Source organism: Mycobacterium sp. BK086 (assembly GCA_004362315.1).
Taxonomy (GTDB): domain Bacteria; phylum Actinomycetota; class Actinomycetes; order Mycobacteriales; family Mycobacteriaceae; genus Mycobacterium.
Map to the genome: position 1 here is coordinate 390,875 of SNWL01000009.1, position 16,936 is coordinate 407,810.

Sequence of the window (16,936 nt, forward strand, 5' to 3'; positions counted from 1 at the left end):
GTTGGCGTGCTCAGGGGCCCGTCGACGGACTATACCCCAAGGGGTATCAGAAAATACCATAGGGGGTATGGTAATGTGATGCCATGAGCACTTCGGTCGAGCAGGGCGCTGTGAACGCGAGCGACCCCCAATCACGGTGCGACGCCGACCTGGCGGCCACCCTCAACCGACTCCGCCGTGTGCAGGGTCAACTCGGTGGAGTGATCGCAATGATCGAGCAGGGTCGCGGCTGCAAGGAAGTCGTCATCCAACTTGCTGCAGTGTCAAAGGCGCTGGACCGTGCCGGCTTCACGATCATCGCTTCCGGGCTGCGTAACTGCCTCGATGGCGAAGGTGGTCGAGGTGAGGCATTGACCATCCAAGAGCTGGAAAAGCTGTTCCTGAGCCTGGCCTGAAGCTGGGTTCGTACCGAAGGGGAGTTCCCATGTGTCGTGCCGTTCGATGCCGCGTTTGCGGTAAGACCACCTGGTCGGGTTGCGGAATGCACATCGACGCCGTCCGGCGCGGCGTGCCCGCAGACCAGTGGTGTGCCGGCCATTCGAGCGGCGAGACCGCTTCTCGGGCACGGCGGACATGGTTCGGGAAGCTCAAAGGCGCACGTCGCGACTCCTAGCCGGGTGTGGTCGGCCGTGACCAAAGTCTCTTGGCCAGACATACCACTAGGGGTATATTCGACATCGTGAATCAATACCCCCACGGGTATAGGCCGCCCGGGAATACAATCCCGTCTAGGCGGGTAGATATACCCATAGGGGTATCGGAACCAGCGATACCACAGAGTCGGGAGAAAGAAGACCGCGATGATCCTGCAGCAGTACTACCTGGACTGTCTGTCCCATGCCTCGTACCTAGTCGGTGACGAAACCACTGGCCGTGCAGTCGTTGTCGACCCCCAGCGCGACGTCGCCGAGTACGTGGCCGACGCAGAGGAGCAGGGGTTGACCATCGAGTTGGTGATCGAGACCCACTTCCACGCGGACTTTCTGTCCGGGCACCTCGAGCTGGCCAAGGCCACCGGCGCCAAGATCGTCTACTCCTCGGTCGCCGAGACCGAGTTCGAGTCGATGGGCGTCGCCGACGGCGAACGTTATTCGCTCGGTGACGTGACGCTGGAATTTCGTCACACTCCCGGGCACACGCCCGAGTCGATGAGCGTGGTGATCTACGAGCATGCCGGCGATACCATTCCCTACGGCGTGATGACCGGGGACACCCTGTTCATCGGTGACGTTGGCCGACCCGATCTGCTCGCCTCGATCGGATTCACCCGCGAGGAGCTCGCCGACAAGCTGTACGACTCGCTGCACGACAAGCTGATGACGCTGCCCGACGCGACCCGGGTGTACCCCGCGCACGGTGCGGGTTCAGCGTGCGGCAAGAACTTGTCGACGGATCTGTGGTCGACCATGGGTGACCAGAAGGCGACGAACTATGCCCTGCGGGCACCCGACAAAGCGACGTTCATGAACCTGGTCACCGAGGGGCAGCCCCCGGCGCCCGGATACTTCGTCTACGACGCCATCCTGAACCGCAAGGACCGCGGACTGCTGGACGAGACCAAGATGCCGTCCGCCATGACCTACGAACAAGTCAATGCCGCGCTCGACGCCGGGGCTGTCCTGGTGGACGGGCGCACTCCCGAGGAGTTCGCCCAGGGCCATCTGCGCCGCGCGATCAACATCGGACTCGAGGGGCGTTATGCCGAGTTCGCCGGTTCGGTGCTTTCGTCCGACCGCGACATCGTGCTGTTGACCGAGCCCGGTCAGGAGCTCGAGGGCAAGAATCGATTGGCACGGATCGGCTTCGACCGAGTGATCGGCTACCTGGCCGAGCCGTACGAGGTGATGTTCGCCCACCAGGACGATGTCCAGGTGGCGTCTCGGTTGACGGCCACGGCCTTCGATGAGCGGGTGTCGAGGATGGCGAACCTGCAGATCGTCGACGTGCGCAACCCCGGTGAGGTCGCGGCAGGCACCGTCCCGAATGCGATTCCGATCCCGGTCGGCCAGTTGCCCGCCCGGCTCGGCGAACTGGATTCCACCAAGCCGACCGTCGTGTACTGCGCAGGCGGCTACCGGTCCTCGGTCGCTGCAAGTCTGTTGCGTCAGAACGGTTTCGCCGACGTGAGCGACATCCTGGGCGGATTCGGCGCCTGGGACGACGCACACCAGAACGCCTGATCGTCCGAGGAGGACTGACATCATGACCATCAATGCCAAACACCAGATCCTGATCGTCGGCGGCGGAACCGCCGGCATCACGGTCGCGGCGCGGATGCTCCGTAGGGGCTACACGGACGTCGCGGTCATCGAGCCGTCGAGCAAGCACTACTACCAACCGCTGTGGACACTCGTCGGCGGGGGACAGGCGCAGGCTTCGGCAACCGAGCGCGACGAATCTTCGGTCATGCCCAAGGGCGCTACCTGGATCAAGAAGGCTGCCAGTGCCTTTGATCCGGACGGGAACACGGTGACCTGTCTCGACGGCTCGACCTACGCCTACGATGTGCTCGTCGTGAGCCCTGGCATCCAGCTCGACTGGAACCGCACCGAGGGCCTGGAAGATGCCTTGGGTCGGGACGGGGTCTCGTCGAACTACCGGTTCGACCTCGCGCCGCGAACGTGGGATTTCATTCGTGACTTGCGTTCGGGCACCGCGGTTTTCACAGTCCCCTCCGGCGCGATCAAGTGTGCGGGCGCCCCGCAGAAGATCGCCTATCTGGCATCGGACTATTGGCGCAGGCAGGGCGTCCTGAAAGACATCGATGTGCATCTGGTCATGCCGGGGGCGCGGCCGTTCGGCATTCCGGCGATCGCAGACAGCTTGGACAAGGTCATCGCCGACTACGGCATCACCGTGCATTACAACGCGGAAGTCTCTGCAGTGGACGCCGAGTCGCGCAAGGTCGCCGTCTCGAGCATCATCGAAGGGGGGACTGACACGATGCTCCCCTACGACGTGTTGCATGCGGTACCGCGCCAGTCTGCTCCGGACTGGATCAAGTCCAGCCCGTTGTCGACCGGAGACGCGGCCGGTTACGTCGACATCGACAAGCACACCATGCAGCATGTGCGATACCCGAACGTGTTCAGCCTGGGTGACGCGGGCTCGTCGCCGAACTCCAAGACCGGCGCCGCGATTCGCAAACAGGCCCCGGTGGTCGTCGACAACATCGACGCGTTCCTGAAGAAGCAGCCACTGCGCGCGTCGTACGACGGTTACTCGTCATGCCCGATCATCACCTCGTCGCACGCGATGCTGCTTGCCGAGTTCGATTACGACCTGAAGTTGGAGCCCACCTTCCCCTTCCTGAACCCGACGGTCCCGCACCGGGCGTACTGGTACCTGAAGAAATACGGGCTCCCCGCCATGTACTGGAACCTCATGCTCAAGGGCCTGGCGTAGCAATCCGAATATCTTTACAACCCAAGGACATCGCAATGACCATCACCAAGATGACCGCCGCTGACTTCAAGACGACGATCACCGAAAACTCCATCGTGCTCATCGACTTCTGGGCGTCGTGGTGCGGTCCGTGCCGTGCCTTCGCCCCGGTCTTCGACCGCTCGTCCGAGTTGCACCCAGACGTCCTGCACGCCAAGGTCGACACCGAGGCCGAGCAGGAACTCGCTGCGGCACTGGAGATTCGGGCTATCCCGACGATCATGGCATTTCGCGACGGAATCCTGGTCTACCGCCAGCCCGGTGCCCTGCCGGCCGCGGGTCTCGAGGACCTCGTCACCAGGGTCAAGGCTCTCGACATGGCTGACGTGCGCGCCAAGATCGCCGCCAGTTCCTGATCTGGGTCGTAACCGGCTCAGAGGGCAACACACGGAGAGCGACATTCGATGAGCATCGGAATTGCCTTGGCCCTTGGCGCCGTCATCGGCGTCCTGTTGGGACTGCTCGGCGGTGGCGGGTCCATCCTCGCGGTTCCCGGGCTGGTCTACGTGCTCGGGCTGGGAATTGAACAGGCGATTCCGATGTCGCTGATCGTGGTCGGCACCGCGTCGGCGGTGGGTGCATTGCCCAAGATTCGGGCCCGCCACGTGCAGTGGCGGCTCGCCGCGATCTTCGCGGCGGCCGGCATCCCGGCAACCTTCCTTGGCACCGCCATCGGACGACACCTACCTCAATCGGTTCTGCTGATCGGCTTCGCCGTGGTCATGGTGGTCGCGGGGATCCGACTGCTGCAAGACAATGGCGACACCGGCACTGCCTGCCGCGTCGGCGACGGCGGCATCAACTGGCGTCGCTGCGCTCCACGATCCATCCCTGCGGGATTTCTCGTCGGTCTGCTGACCGGACTGTTCGGCGTCGGCGGCGGATTTCTCATCATTCCGGCGCTGGTGCTGTTGCTCGGAGTCGAGATGCCGATAGCGATCGGAACGTCGCTGTTGATCATCGTCGTCAACTCGGCAGCCGGGGTTGCCTCGCATGTCAGCGTGGGTGGAGTCGATTGGTCGATCACTGCGGCGTTCGTTGGCACCGCGATCGTGGGCTCGCTGGTGGCCGGCCAACTCGGGACCAAAATGGATACCCGCCGATTGCAGCGGTGGTTCGCCTATCTGGTCTTCGCGGTCGCGGTATACATCCTCGTCGACACCGCCCTCGGAATATCGCGATGAGTTTTTCCGAGGGTGCCAGTCTGTACCTCTATGACAACCACCTACACCTTTGACGTCTTTTCCAGCCTCGACGGCTTCGGCGGCGTCAACGGCGGTGACTGGGGCGGCTACTGGGGTAAGCAAGGCCCCGAGCTCCTCGACCGCCGCCTCGCGCTGTATGACAACGAGCAGCGAATGGTGTTCGGTGCCAACACCTATCGGGCGTTCACCCAGCTACTCGACCTGAGCGAGGAGGCGTCGGTGAACGACTTGTGGGTGACTCGGATGCGCCACCTGCCGGCGACGGTCGTGTCGACGACGCTGGTCGCGCCCTTGGACTGGCCGGATGCCACCGTCGTCGGCGGTGACGCCGTCGACGTCGTCACCCGACTCAAGGAGGAATCCGACGTGCCGCTGCGGTCGCACGGCAGCCTGTCGATGAACCGGGCGCTGATGGCCGCCGGCCTGGTGGATGTGCTGCAGGTGACGGTCTTTCCGGTGATCACCGGGCAGACCGGCGACGATCCGCTCTTCGCGGGTGCCGCCGACTTCGACCTCGAACTGATCGAAGCCCGAACGCTCGACGGCAACATCCAGGAGCTCAGCTACCGGCCGAGTCTGCATTCATGAGGTGCTGGCCGAAAAACGTCAGGATGCGCTGCCAGGCGTCTTCGGCCTCGGGCTCTGAATACGCCAATCCGGCCACACGCTCGATGACCTTCAGCGGTCCCGGTGTGGGGAATTGGTTCATGAAGGAATGCCCGACGTTCGGGTATTCCTTGACGTCGCGCACGACGCCGCCCCCGGCGAGGATGTCCTCGAGCTTGGCGGCCGCACCTTTGAGCATCGGGTCCTTGGCGCCGTAGCTGGCCACGGTCGGACACGAGTTCGCGATCTGCGATATGTCCTTGGGCCATTCGCCGTAGTTGGGTGCCGAGGCGTCGAACGCTCCGCTGGGTCCGAGCACCAGGCAGAATCCGCCGCCCATGCAAAAGCCGATGATGCCGATCTTTCCCGTGCAATCCGGATCGGCGGCCAGGTGGTCGCGCGCGGCGAGCAGGTCGTCGACGGCCGTCCCCGCACCGTTGCGGAATGCCTGCAATGTCCGTACGACGCAGAGCAGCCGGTTGCCGCGGTGATAGAGCGCCGGGGTGATCGCGAGATAGCCGTTGTCGGCGAATCGCTCGGTGATGCGTTTGGCGTCCTTCGTCATACCCATCGCGTCGTGCACGACGACGACGCCGGGCCACGGTCCTGCACCGGTCGGCCTGGCCTGATAGGCCGGGAGCGGACCTGCGGGGGCGGGGAAGCTGGTCTCCATTCAGGCATCTTGGCATCCCGCCGGCCACATCTCCTATAGACGCAACTAGTTGGTGGGGAAGCCGAGGTTGATGCCACCGTGGCTGGGATCGAGCCAGCGGCTGGTGATGGCTTTCTGCCGGGTGAAGAACTGCACGCCGTCCATCCCGTGGGCGTGGCTGTCACCGAACAGCGAGGCCTTCCAGCCACCGAAGCTGTAGTAGGCCATCGGGACCGGGATCGGCACGTTGATGCCGACCATGCCGACCTGCACCTCGTTCTGGAACCGCCGGGCCGCGCCGCCGTCGTTGGTGAAGATCGCCGTTCCGTTGCCGTACGGGTTGCTGTTGATCAGCGCGAGTGCGTCGTCGTACGTCTCCACGCGGACGACCGCCAATACCGGGCCGAAGATCTCGTCGGTGTAGACGCTCATCTCCGGGGTGACGTTGTCCAGCAGGGTCGGGCCGAGCCAGAAGCCGTCTGCTTCGCCGTTCGGTGAGACCTGGCGGCCGTCCACCACGACCTTGGCACCGTCGGCCTCGCCGGCGTCGATGTAGGACGCCACCTTGTCGCGGTGCGCCTTGGTGACCAGCGGGCCCATATCCGAATCCTTGGTCCCGTCACCGGTTTTGATGTCGGCCGCCCGCTCGGCGATCTTGGCGACGAGGTCGTCGGCGATCGGGCCGACCGCCACCGCGGCACTGATCGCCATGCAGCGTTCGCCCGCCGAGCCGAAGCCGGCGTTGACCATGGCGTCGGCGGCCAGGTCCAGGTCGGCGTCGGGCAGGATCACCGCGTGGTTCTTGGCACCTCCCAATGCCTGCACCCGCTTGTCGTGTGCGGTGCCGGTGGCGTAGACGTACTTGGCGATCGGGGTGGACCCGACGAAGCTGACCGAGGCGACCTTCGGGTTGGTCAGCAGTTCGTCGACGGCGGTCTTGTCGCCCTGCAGCACATTGAAGACACCCGCGGGCAGGCCGGCTTCCTTCCACAGTTCGGCCAGCCACAGTGAGGCGGTCGGGTCTTTCTCCGACGGCTTGAGCACGACGGTGTTGCCCGTGGCGATGGCGATGGGGAAGAACCACATCGGCACCATGGCCGGGAAGTTGAACGGGCTGATGATGCCGACAACGCCCAGCGGCTGGCGAATCGAATAGACGTCGACTTTGGTCGAGGCATTCTCGGTGAACCCGCCCTTGAGCAGATGCGGTATACCGCAGGCGAATTCGACGACCTCCTGGCCGCGGCTTACCTCGCCGAGCGCGTCGGAGACGACCTTGCCGTGCTCGCTGGTGATGATCTCGGCCAGTTCGCCCTTGCGCTCGTTGAGCAGCTCCCGGAATTTGAACAGGATTTGAGTCCGTTTGGCCAGCGAGGTGTCGCGCCACTCCGGGAACGCCGCGGCGGCGGCGTCGATCACCTTCTGCGCGTCGGCGATGTTGGCCAGGGCGACCTCACCGGTCACCGTGCCGGTGGCCGGGTTGGTGACAGGTGCGGTGGCACCGCTGCTGCCCGCGAAAGCTTCGTTGTTGAGCCAATGGGTGATGGTGTTGGTCATGCGTTCTCTCACTTCGTGTATTTCTTGACGTAGTCCGTCATCGTCGACAGCTGGTAGCGCGAAACCTCATGGGCGTTCTCGTCTTCGGCGAACACCGACGACACCATGACGGTGTCGGGCCGGTCGTAGAAGCCGATCTCGGCGAGGCCGGAGAAGAACTCGTCCCAGTTGATGTCGCCGTCGCCGATCTTGAGGTGCTGGTGCACGCGGACCGGATTGCCTGGCGGGTTGGTGATGTAGCGCAGGCCGTGGCTGCGGTGGTGGTCCATGGTGTCGGCGACGTGCACCAGCCGCAGCTTGTTGCCGGCCGCGCGTATGATGTCAATCATGTTGCCGCCCATATGAAAGCTGTGGCAGGCCACGAACACCATGCCGATGTTGGGTGAGTTGACGCCACGGATGATGCGCAGCGCCTCCATCCCGTCCTCGACGAAATCGTCGGGGTGCGGGTCGATCCGGACGTCCAGGCCCTCGCGCTCGATGATCGGCAGCAGCTCCTCCATGGACCGGAAGAACGATCGCTCGGATTCTTCCGCTTTCTCGGGGCGGCCTGAGAACTCGGTGTTGATCACGTTCACGCCTAGATCGACGGTGATCTGGATGACGCGCTTCCAGTTGCGCACCGCCGCCTCGCGGGCATCCTCGTCCGGGGCCGACCAGCGCAGCACCGGCAGCACGGAGGCGATCCCGACCCCCGCGTCGGCGCAGGCCTTACGGAACGTGGCCACCAGGTCGTCGTCGGCCCGCGGGTGGTTGAAGAACGGGATGAAATCGCGGTGCGGGGTCAGCTGCAGATACTCGTAGCCCAGATCGGCTACCAGGCGGGGGAATTCGAGTAGGTCGTAGTCGTGGTGGAACGGGGTGGGGTCCAGGGCGATCTTCACGTCACGCCCCCGCAATGGATGCGCGGTCGACCATCGTGACCGCGACCGGCAGGCCGCTGGTGAGGGATTCCACACCGGCTTCACACACCGCTGCGGCTGCGTAGCCGTCCCACGCGCCAGGCCCGTCGACATTCACACCGCTACGGACCGCATCGACCCAGCGCTGGAACTCGGTGTCATAGGCCTGCCCGAACCGCTCGCGGAAGCCGGGTGTGATCTGCCCGCCCCAGGTGCCCGGCGCGGACTTGCGCACGACGTTGACGTCCAATCCGATCATGGCGCTGCCCTTTTCGCCGACGACCTCGGTGCGCACTTCGTAGGCGACGCCGGTCGTGACGAACAGCTCGACGTCGACGTGTTTGCCTGATGCTGTGCGCAGGATCGCGATCTGCGGATCGGCCAGACCCTCGGGGGCGGCCGGATTCGCCGACGGCTTCACGATCTGAATCGAGGTGATCTCCTCGTCGAACATGAACCGGGTGACATCGACCTCGTGAACGAGGCTGTCGCGCACCACCATCGCGCTGTCGAAGCCGTTGGGCACGGCGGGGTTGCGGTGTGCGCAGTGCATTACCAGCGGGGCGCCGAGTTCGCCGCCGGCGACCATCGCCTTCAGCGCGGCGTACTCGTCGTCGAAACGGCGCATGAAGCCGACCTGAATCAGCTTGCGGCCCAGCTCGGCTTCGCGCTTCACGACTTCGAGCGAGGTCTCCACATCGGTGGTCAGCGGCTTTTCGCACATCACCGGCTTGCCATGCTCCAGGCAGGCCAGCAGCTGCTTCTCATGCGTGGGACCGGGGGTGGCCAGCACCACGGCGTCGACTTGCGCGTCGGCGATGGCGTCGAGCGGATCGGCGATCGCCCGGCAGCCGTCGATACCGGCGGCGATCTGCTCGGCCTTTTCGGTGACGTAGTCGTTGACGACGGCCACCCGGGCGCCCTTGATCCTGCTGTCGATGCGGGCGACATGGTCGGCGCCCATCAGGCCCACGCCGAGAACCGCGATACGAAGGTCAGACATCGTGTCTCCTAGCTGAAACGAACGGACGGGACGCCACAGGAACCCAGGTATTTCTGGGTGCGCTTGGCGATGGGCAGCGGAGCGTCGACCTCGCAGGGGTACATGTCCTGCTCGACGATCGCGAACACGTCGATGCCGAGCGTCTCGATCTCGGCGAGAAGCGGTGGCATATCGGGGATTCCGCGCGGTGGCTCGGTCATCGCACCGAGCTTGACGGCCTCGCCGAACGGCAGGTCCTCGGCCTCGACCTTGGCGCGAATCTCGGGGTCGACTTGCTTGAGGTGTAGGTAGCCGATGCGCTCGGGCGCACGGCGGATGATCGCGATGTTGTCGCCGCCGCAGTACGAGATGTGCCCGGTGTCCAGGCACAGGTTGACGAACTCGCCGTCGGTGCCGTCCAGGAAACGGTAGACGTTCTCCTCGGTGTCGACGTGGCTGTCGGCGTGGGGGTGGTACTGCGCGCGCACCCCGTACTGCTCGAACATCGCCTTGCCCAGTTCGTTCATGCCCTGGGTCTTCTTGCGCCACTGCTCGGGCGTCAGGGTGCGATCCTCCAGCACCGCGCCCGAGGACGGGTCGCGCCACATCTCGGGGATGACCACGACATGCTTACCGCCAACGGCGGCAGTCAGTTTCGCGACATCCTCGATCTGCTTCCACACAGCATCCCAGGAACCATCCTGGTGCAGGTGCTCGAAAACCGTTCCGGCCGACAGCTTCAAATCGCGTGCCGCGAGCTCATCGGCGAGCTGCCGGGGATCGGTCGGGAGGTAGCCGAACGGGCCCAGCTCGATCCACTGGTAGCCGGAGGCGGCGACCTCGTCGAGGAAGCGGGTGTAGGGCGTCTGCTGCGGATCGTTCGGGAACCAGACGCCCCAGGAGTCGGGGGCGGATCCGACGAGAATTGTGCTCACGATGTCCTCTAGCGGTCTGACGGGTTGATAAGGGGGCGTTGGACTTTCTTCCAGTCCGCATACCGTTGGTAGGCGGTCTGGGTGGACTCCAGGCTGGAGACTTCGGAAACCGGTACGTCCCACCAGGACTGGCTGTCGGGTGCGTAGATCAACGGGTCGGTCTCCACATGAATCACGGTGGTGCGCTCGGCGGCTTTGGCCGCCTTGATCGCGTCGGCGAACTCCGCGGCGGTGGTCACCTTGATGACGTCGGCGCCCAGGCTGGCAGCGTTGGCGGCGAGATCGACCGGCAGCTTGTCGCCGTCGAGCCGGCCGTCGCCGCTGCGGTAGCGGTAGGCGGTGCCGAAGCGCTGAGAACCCAGGGACTCGGAAAGTCCGCCGATGGAGGCGAATCCGTGGTTCTGCACCAGAACCGGGATGATCTTGACGCCCTCCTGGACGGCGGTCACCAGCTCGGTGGCCATCATCAGGTACGAGCCGTCGCCGACCATGACGAACACGTCGCGATCGGGTGCTGCCATTCGCACGCCGATGCCACCGGCGATCTCATAGCCCATGCAGGAGTAGCCGTATTCGACGTGGTAGCCCTTGCGGTCGCGGGTACGCCACAGCTTGTGCAGATCCCCGGGCATCGAGCCCGCGGCGCACACCACGACATCGCGCGGCTCGGACAGCGTGTTGACCAGTCCGATGACCTGATTCTGGTTCAGCTGCACCCCGTCCTCGCAGGCGTACACCGAGGACACCGTGTCCTCCCACTCGGCAGCCAATTCGGTGACCCGGCAACGGTATTCGTCGCTCACGGTGTACCCGTCCAGCGCCGGACCGAGTGCCTCGATGGCTTCCCGGGCGTCGGAGACGACGCTGACCCCACCCTGTTTGACCGAGTCCAGCGATGCGACATTGATGTTCACGAACCGCACGTCGGGGTTGTTGAACGCGGTCCGCGACGCCGAGGTGAAATCGCTGTAGCGGGTGCCGATCCCGATGATCAGATCGGCCTCGGCGGCCAGCGCGTTGGCGGCGGTGGTGCCGGTCGAGCCGACCGCGCCGACGGATTGCGGGTGGTCGAAGCGCAGTGAACCCTTACCGGCCTGGCTTTCGGCGACCGGGATACCGGTCTTTGCGGCCAACGCGGCCAACGCTTCTTCTGCCCCGGAGTAATGCACACCGCCGCCGGCCACGATCAGCGGCTGTTGCGCGGCGGCGATGATCTCGGCAGCGCGGGCGATCACCGAGCGTTCGGGCAGCGGCCGGGCGATGTGCCAGGTGCGTTCGGCGAACAGCGATTCGGGCCAGTCGTGGGCCTCGGCCTGGACGTCCTGGGGGATCGACACCGTTGCCGCACCGGTTTCGACGGGATCGGTGAGCACCCGCATGGCGCCCAGCAGTGCGGCGGGCAGCTGTTCGGGCCGCCACACCCGGTCGAAGTAGCGGGACAGCGGCTTGAACGCGTCGTTGACCGTCACGTCGCCGGAGGAGGGCAGTTCGAGTTCCTGGAGAACGGGGGAGCTCACCCGGGTGGCGAAGGTGTCGGCCGGCAGCAGCAGCACCGGCAGGCGGTTGATGGTCGCCAATGCGGCGCCGGTCAGCATGTTGGTGGAGCCGGGTCCGACGCTGGCGGTGACGGCCCAGGCTTCCAGACGGTCTGTCTGCCTCGCGTAGGCGACCGCGGTGTGCACCATGGCCTGCTCGTTGCGGCCGAGCACATACCTGAGACCGGGCTCGCGGCCCGCCTCCAATGACTCGACCTCGTCCTGCAGCAACGCCTGGCCGAGCCCGGCCACGTTGCCGTGGCCGAAGATGCCGAAACACCCGGCGAAGAACTTGCTACGCAGCCCGTCACGCTCGACGTACTGGTTGGCCAGGAACCGAATGGTGGCCTGCGCCACGGTGAGTCGCACGGTGGCTTCGGTATCGGCCAGCTTCTCGGTCGACTTCGGCGCGGTGGATACCACGGTCAGGCTCCTTGGGAAGGGCTGCCCATGGGCAGCCGGGGGTCGATCTCCTGGTGCTCCCAGCTGCCGCGCAGCCAGGTGTGGTTCGGGTCGTCACAGATCATCCAGGCCCGGTTGGGTCCGGAGCCGGCCATGACGTTGAGGTAGTACATGTGGTGGCCGGGCGCCGCGATCGACGGGCCGTGATAGCCGTGCGGGACCAGCACCACATCACCGGAGCGCACCTCTTCGAGCACCTTGATCGGCCGCTGCGGGGTGCCGTACACCCGGTGGTAGCCGAAACCGGGAGTGCCCGCGGGGCTGTCGGCGATCTCGAAGTAGTAGATCTCTTCGAGCTGGGTCTCGATGTCGGTGTTCTCCTCGTGCTTGTGCGCGGGGTAGCTCGACCAGTTGCCGCCGGGGGTGATCACCTCGCAGGCGATCAGCGAGTCGGCTTCGAATGTCGTTGCAGTGCCGAAATTGTGGACCTGGCGGCTACAGTTGCCCGCCCCGCGCAGCTCGACGGCGACATCCGCGGCGGCGACCCGGCGGTTTGGGAACGACGTCGTTGCGCGGGCGCCGCAGATCGCGAACCGGCCCTCGCCCGCGATCACGTACTCCTGGTCGATACCGATGTACACCATGTCGGCCGGCCCGTCGAAAACCGATTCCCGGCGCGACAATTCGAACGTCTCTCCGCCACAGACGATCCTGCCGCCGCCCGCCAGCGGCAGGATCATCACCTCGGTGTCCCGGGTATGCAGCTCGGCACTTTGCGAATCGTCCAATTCGAGGACCTGTAGCGAGGATTCGGCCCAGCCCGCCGACTCCGGTGTCACGTCGACGGTCAGCGGCAGCTGTGCGCTGCGCGCGGGGATGTAGTACTTACTGTGCATCCATTCACCTCACCATCGAGACGGCGGTCGCGACCGCGGAACTCACGTCGTCATCGGCCGGGTAGAGCAGCGTGCGACCTACGATCAAGCCCCGTACCGACGGCAGCGACAGTGCCTTTTCCCAACTGGCGAAGGCTTCGTCGGGATCGGCGGGGTCGCCGCCGAGCAGCAGCGTCGGCAAGGTGGTCGCCTCCATCACTCTGTCCATCTCGTCGACGACCGGCAGCTTCATCCAGGTGTAAGCCGAGGTGGACCCCAGCCCCTGGCTGATGTGGATGGACTTGATCACCGCGTCCGGGCTCAGGTCGTTGCGGACCTTGCCGTCGACGCGGGTGGACAGGAACGGTTCGACCATCGCGATCAGCCCGTGCGCGGCCAGCGCGTCAACGGCCTGGGCGCAGGCCGCCAGGGTGGACACTGTGCCGGGGTCGCCGAGGTCGATGCGGCACAACATCTTTCCGCCGTTCATCTTCGCGGTGGCGGTGGACTCGGCGGTGGCGGCGGTCATCCGGTCGTCGAGTTCGAAGCATGCGCCGGCCAGCCCGCCGCGGTTCATCGACGAGAACACCACTTTGTCCTCGAGAGCACCGAGCAGCAGCAGGTCGTCGAGGATGTCGGAGGTGGCCAGCACGCCGTCGACGCCGGGGTCGGCGAGCGCCGTGCGCAGCCGGTCGAGCAGGTCGGTGCGGCTGTTCATCGCTGTGGGTCGTGAGCCGACGGCCAGTGCGCCGCGGGCCGGGTGGTCGGCCGCGACGATCATCAGCCGCCCGTTGCCACGCACGACCGGACGGGTAGTGCGGTTCTGCCACGCCCGTGCGATCGCGGCGGGGTCGGCTGCGCGCAGATCGGTGACGTCGGCGTAGTCCTTGCAGGGGCTAGACATTGACGGCCTCCACCGCGATCTGCTCGGCGAGTTCGGCAACCTCGACGGCGGTCGGCATCGCCGTCGAGCACTCCAGACGCGACGCGACGATCGCACCGGCGGCGTTGGCGTAGCGCAACGTCTTCTCCAGCGGCCAGTTGTGCAGCAGCCCGTGGCACAGGCTGCCGCCGAAGCTGTCGCCGGCGCCGAGTCCGTTGACCACGTCGACCTCGATCGGCGGGACCGTCACCGATGCACTGCGGGTCTTGCCCAGCACTCCGCGCGGTCCCTGCTTGACGATCGCCAGCTGCACACCCAGATCGAGCAGCGCGTCGGCGGCCTTGTGCGGGTTGGTCTCTCCGACGGCGATCTCGCACTCTTCCCGATTGCCGACCGCCACCGTGACGTGGGCAAGCGCACGCTGCACCTGGACCGAGGCCGCGGCGGGGGAGTCCCAGAACATCGGCCGGTAGTCGAGGTCCAGAACCGTCAGGGGCTTCCTTTCGCGGGCCTCCCATGCCGCGAAATGCGCACCGCGGCTTGGTTCTTCGGACAGTCCGGTGACGGTCGACCAGTACAGCCGGGCGTCGCGGATCGCGGCGAGGTCGAGCTCGCCGGCGGTGATCTGCAGATCGGGTGCGCTGGGCTTGCGGTAGAAGTACAGCGGGAAGTCGTCGGGCGGGAAGATCTCGCAGAATGTCACCGGCGTCGGGTATTCCGGGTGGACGTTGACGTAGCGGTTGTCCACGTCCAGGCGCCCCAGCTCGGCGCGCACGTAACGGCCGAACGGGTCGGCCCCTACTCCGGAGATCAGTGCGGTGTGGTTACCGAGGCGGGCGGCGGCGACGGCGACGTTGGCCGCGCTGCCACCGAGGAACTTGCCGAACGACTCCACATGCTCCAGGCCGACACCGACCTGCAGCGGGTAGATGTCGACACCACTGCGCCCGATGGCGAGCACGTCGAATTGTGGGGTAGTAGTCACGTCAGCTCTCTTCAGGGCTCGATGGGGACTTGTTACGACTGTGCCCCGCGCCACAGCGGTCTGTCAATACTTTGTCCTGACATTCTATCTTTTAGTCAATCGGTGTTAGACTTCAGCTACTGTTGGGGTTTCGAGTTCGAGATCGGAGTCGATGTGCCGTTGGCGGTCGAATTGGACAGGTCAAGCCCTGTTCCCCTCTACTATCAGCTCTCCCAGGCGATCGAGGCCGCCATCCGAAGTGGCGAACTTGCGCCCGGCGATCGGTTCGAGAATGAGCTGGCATTGGCCAAGCGATTGACCCTGTCCCGGCCCACCACCCGGCGCGCGATCCAGGAGCTTGTCGACAAGGGCTTGCTGGTTCGCAAACGGGGGGTCGGCACTCAGGTCGTCCAGAATCCGGTGCACCGCCGGGTCGAGTTGACGAGTCTCTTCGACGACCTGGTCCGGGCGGGGCAGGAACCGACCACCCAATTGCTCGAATTCCATGTCGGGCCGGCCGACGAGGACGTCGCGCGGGAACTCAACCTCGCCGAAGACCGTGAGGTCGCCTGCATCAAGCGCCTGCGGTGCGCCAACGGTGAGCCGCTGGCTCTGATGACCAATTACCTCCCGGTCGAAATCGCGCCGGACGCCGAGGAACTCGAGCGCAACGGCCTCTACCAGTCGCTGCGCGGACGCGGCGTGCACATCCGGCTGGCCAGCCAGCGGATCGGCGCCAAGGCCGCCACCCGCAGCGAAGCCCGGCTGCTGGACGAGAAGCCCGGCGCACCGCTGTTGACCATGGACCGCACCGCGTTCGACGACTCCGGGCGCGCGGTCGAGTTCGGTACGCATTGCTATCGCGCCTCCCGCTACTACTTCGACACCACGCTCGTCGACCGCTGACGCGGGGGAGCGGTGGTACCGCGCACCACCAGTTCGGGCTCCAAAACCACATCGGGTGAATCGATTTCGCGCTCTTCGAGCATCTCGATCGCCAGCCGGACGGCGTGACGCGCGAGCGCGGCCGCATCCTGGTGCACGGTGGTGAGGTCGATCCGCGGGTTGTCGGACAGCCTGCTGTCGTCGTAGCCGATCAGTGACAGCTCGCCGGGTATGTCGACGCCCGCCCGGGTGAACACATCGAGCAGGCCGAGTGCGCAGCGGTCGTTACCGGCCAGCACCGCGGTGGGCAGATCGCCGTCGGCCAGCATCACCCGTGCCGCCTCGGCGCCGGCCTCCTCGGTATGAGCGCCCGGAATCACCTTGGCGTACTCGGAGATTCCGTGACGGCGCATCGCGGCGCGATACGCGCGACGCCGGTCCGGTGAACCCGGATCGGAGCCACCGTCGACATGGCGGATATCGCGATGCCCGAGCTCGACGAGATAGTCGACCGCCTCGCGGATGCCCTTGACGTCGTCGGTGCGGACCGTCGCGAGGCCCGGTGCCGGATCCAGCCGCCGGCCCACCACGACCACCGGAACCTTCCCGGCGAGGCCGTGCAGATATTCGGTGCCCGACATCGGGCCCAGCAGGATCAGGCTGCCGCAGCGGTGGCTGAGCAGTGCCTCAACCGACACCGACTCCTCGCGGTCGGGCAGATTCGCCGACAGCAACACCTCGTAGCCCAGCTCCTCGGCGGCCGGATAGATTCCCGCCACGAGGTCGGCCTCGAACAGCTGGCGGACGTCCATCAGCACGCCGAGAGTGCGGCTGCGACCGCGGGCCAGCAGACGCGCGGCCGAGTCCGGCCGGTAACCGAGCTCGTCGGCAGCGGCAAGAACCCGCTGCTTGGTGGCCTCGCTGGCGCCGGGCTTGCCGTCGAGCACGAAGGACACCAGGGTCCGCGACACCCCGGCGCGGGTGGCGACGTCGGCCATGGTGGGCGACCGGCGGGCGGGCCGGGCGCCGGGCGACGAGCTGGTCAATGAGGTTCCTCCCTGTGACGGTTGACACAACATCCGGTGTCGACCATAGTACGTCTAACGCGC

At 65.8% G+C, this 16,936-nt stretch carries 18 protein-coding genes; 8 read left to right on the forward strand and 10 right to left on the reverse strand.

Annotated features, from left to right (window positions below):
* Nucleotides 1-83 precede the first annotated feature (83 nt).
* The 7 genes from EV580_RS31100 (at nt 84) to EV580_RS31130 (ending at nt 5,237) form a co-directional block, all read left to right on the forward strand.
* Entirely contained in the window at nt 84-395 is a 312-nt protein-coding gene (locus EV580_RS31100) for a metal-sensitive transcriptional regulator (RefSeq protein ID WP_133696561.1), read from the forward strand.
* 29 nt (nt 396-424) lie between these two features.
* Complete coding sequence (locus EV580_RS34400; protein ID WP_133696562.1) at nt 425-613, forward strand: DUF8730 family Cys-rich protein; 189 nt, start codon at nt 425-427, stop codon at nt 611-613.
* A 187-nt stretch (nt 614-800) separates the two neighbouring features.
* Nucleotides 801-2,180, forward strand: coding sequence for an MBL fold metallo-hydrolase (locus EV580_RS31110; RefSeq protein ID WP_133696564.1), 1,380 nt, complete (start codon nt 801-803; stop codon nt 2,178-2,180).
* 22 nt (nt 2,181-2,202) lie between these two features.
* On the forward strand, nt 2,203-3,405 hold the full coding sequence (locus EV580_RS31115; RefSeq protein ID WP_133696566.1) for an NAD(P)/FAD-dependent oxidoreductase: 1,203 nt from the start codon (nt 2,203-2,205) through the stop codon (nt 3,403-3,405).
* A gap of 35 nt (nt 3,406-3,440) precedes the next feature.
* Nucleotides 3,441-3,800, forward strand: coding sequence for a thioredoxin (gene trxA, locus EV580_RS31120; RefSeq protein WP_133696568.1), 360 nt, complete (start codon nt 3,441-3,443; stop codon nt 3,798-3,800).
* Between the two features lie 48 nt (nt 3,801-3,848).
* Nucleotides 3,849-4,628, forward strand: a complete 780-nt coding sequence (locus EV580_RS31125; RefSeq protein ID WP_133696569.1) for a sulfite exporter TauE/SafE family protein — start codon at nt 3,849-3,851, stop codon at nt 4,626-4,628.
* 30 nt (nt 4,629-4,658) lie between these two features.
* The gene (locus EV580_RS31130; RefSeq protein ID WP_133696571.1) at nt 4,659-5,237 is read left to right on the forward strand and encodes a dihydrofolate reductase family protein; all 579 of its coding nucleotides are present in this window, start codon (nt 4,659-4,661) and stop codon (nt 5,235-5,237) included.
* On the opposite strand, the gene EV580_RS31135 is transcribed toward EV580_RS31130, so the two are convergent.
* The 9 genes from EV580_RS31135 to iolC are packed head-to-tail and all read right to left on the reverse strand — an operon-like array spanning nt 5,209 to nt 14,963.
* Nucleotides 5,209-5,928, reverse strand: a complete 720-nt coding sequence (locus EV580_RS31135; protein WP_133696572.1) for a dienelactone hydrolase family protein — start codon at nt 5,926-5,928, stop codon at nt 5,209-5,211. The two genes, EV580_RS31130 and EV580_RS31135, sit on opposite strands and share 29 nt — an antisense overlap.
* 45 nt (nt 5,929-5,973) lie before the next feature.
* Nucleotides 5,974-7,464: a CoA-acylating methylmalonate-semialdehyde dehydrogenase gene (locus EV580_RS31140; RefSeq protein WP_133696574.1), complete on the reverse strand. Its 1,491-nt coding sequence runs from the start codon at nt 7,462-7,464 to the stop codon at nt 5,974-5,976.
* An 8-nt stretch (nt 7,465-7,472) separates the two neighbouring features.
* Nucleotides 7,473-8,348 carry a sugar phosphate isomerase/epimerase family protein gene (locus EV580_RS31145; protein ID WP_133696576.1) on the reverse strand — a complete coding sequence of 292 codons (876 nt, stop codon included), beginning with the start codon at nt 8,346-8,348 and terminating at the stop codon, nt 7,473-7,475.
* A gap of 1 nt (nt 8,349) precedes the next feature.
* Entirely contained in the window at nt 8,350-9,369 is a 1,020-nt protein-coding gene (locus EV580_RS31150) for a Gfo/Idh/MocA family protein (protein WP_133696578.1), read from the reverse strand.
* An 8-nt stretch (nt 9,370-9,377) separates the two neighbouring features.
* Complete coding sequence (locus tag EV580_RS31155) at nt 9,378-10,283, reverse strand: sugar phosphate isomerase/epimerase family protein (protein WP_133696580.1); 906 nt, start codon at nt 10,281-10,283, stop codon at nt 9,378-9,380.
* A gap of 8 nt (nt 10,284-10,291) precedes the next feature.
* A complete protein-coding gene (gene iolD, locus EV580_RS31160; RefSeq protein WP_133696582.1) occupies nt 10,292-12,241 on the reverse strand; it encodes a 3D-(3,5/4)-trihydroxycyclohexane-1,2-dione acylhydrolase (decyclizing) in 1,950 nt (649 codons plus the stop codon).
* Nucleotides 12,242-12,243: 2 nt separating this feature from the next.
* Nucleotides 12,244-13,116 (reverse strand): 5-deoxy-glucuronate isomerase, encoded by an 873-nt coding sequence (gene iolB / locus EV580_RS31165; protein ID WP_133696584.1) that lies wholly within the window; start codon nt 13,114-13,116, stop codon nt 12,244-12,246.
* 4 nt (nt 13,117-13,120) lie between these two features.
* Complete coding sequence (locus tag EV580_RS31170) at nt 13,121-13,999, reverse strand: Cgl0159 family (beta/alpha)8-fold protein (RefSeq protein ID WP_133696586.1); 879 nt, start codon at nt 13,997-13,999, stop codon at nt 13,121-13,123.
* Entirely contained in the window at nt 13,992-14,963 is a 972-nt protein-coding gene (iolC, locus tag EV580_RS31175) for a 5-dehydro-2-deoxygluconokinase (RefSeq protein ID WP_133696588.1), read from the reverse strand. The genes EV580_RS31170 and iolC overlap by 8 nt, the downstream gene beginning before the upstream one ends.
* Before the next feature lie 153 nt (nt 14,964-15,116).
* Here iolC and EV580_RS31180 point away from each other — a divergent pair, with 153 nt between their 5' ends.
* On the forward strand, nt 15,117-15,848 hold the full coding sequence (locus tag EV580_RS31180; protein WP_133696855.1) for a GntR family transcriptional regulator: 732 nt from the start codon (nt 15,117-15,119) through the stop codon (nt 15,846-15,848).
* On the opposite strand, the gene EV580_RS31185 is transcribed toward EV580_RS31180, so the two are convergent.
* The gene (locus EV580_RS31185) at nt 15,818-16,825 is read right to left on the reverse strand and encodes a LacI family DNA-binding transcriptional regulator (protein ID WP_133696854.1); all 1,008 of its coding nucleotides are present in this window, start codon (nt 16,823-16,825) and stop codon (nt 15,818-15,820) included. The two genes, EV580_RS31180 and EV580_RS31185, sit on opposite strands and share 31 nt — an antisense overlap.
* Between the last annotated feature and the right edge of the window lie 111 nt (nt 16,826-16,936).

Bases quoted from the DNA above. Each gene is read 5' to 3' on its own strand.
- EV580_RS31100 (WP_133696561.1), top strand. From the start codon at position 84: ATGAGCACTTCGGTCGAGCAGGGCGCTGTGAACGCGAGCGACCCCCAA.
- EV580_RS34400 (WP_133696562.1), top strand. From the start codon at position 425: ATGTGTCGTGCCGTTCGATGCCGCGTTTGCGGTAAGACCACCTGGTCG.
- EV580_RS31110 (WP_133696564.1), top strand. From the start codon at position 801: ATGATCCTGCAGCAGTACTACCTGGACTGTCTGTCCCATGCCTCGTAC.
- EV580_RS31115 (WP_133696566.1), top strand. From the start codon at position 2,203: ATGACCATCAATGCCAAACACCAGATCCTGATCGTCGGCGGCGGAACC.
- trxA (WP_133696568.1), top strand. From the start codon at position 3,441: ATGACCATCACCAAGATGACCGCCGCTGACTTCAAGACGACGATCACC.
- EV580_RS31125 (WP_133696569.1), top strand. From the start codon at position 3,849: ATGAGCATCGGAATTGCCTTGGCCCTTGGCGCCGTCATCGGCGTCCTG.
- EV580_RS31130 (WP_133696571.1), top strand. From the start codon at position 4,659: ATGACAACCACCTACACCTTTGACGTCTTTTCCAGCCTCGACGGCTTC.
- EV580_RS31135 (WP_133696572.1), bottom strand. From the start codon at position 5,928: ATGGAGACCAGCTTCCCCGCCCCCGCAGGTCCGCTCCCGGCCTATCAG.
- EV580_RS31140 (WP_133696574.1), bottom strand. From the start codon at position 7,464: ATGACCAACACCATCACCCATTGGCTCAACAACGAAGCTTTCGCGGGC.
- EV580_RS31150 (WP_133696578.1), bottom strand. From the start codon at position 9,369: ATGTCTGACCTTCGTATCGCGGTTCTCGGCGTGGGCCTGATGGGCGCC.
- iolB (WP_133696584.1), bottom strand. From the start codon at position 13,116: ATGCACAGTAAGTACTACATCCCCGCGCGCAGCGCACAGCTGCCGCTG.
- EV580_RS31170 (WP_133696586.1), bottom strand. From the start codon at position 13,999: ATGTCTAGCCCCTGCAAGGACTACGCCGACGTCACCGATCTGCGCGCA.
- EV580_RS31185 (WP_133696854.1), bottom strand. From the start codon at position 16,825: ATGGCCGACGTCGCCACCCGCGCCGGGGTGTCGCGGACCCTGGTGTCC.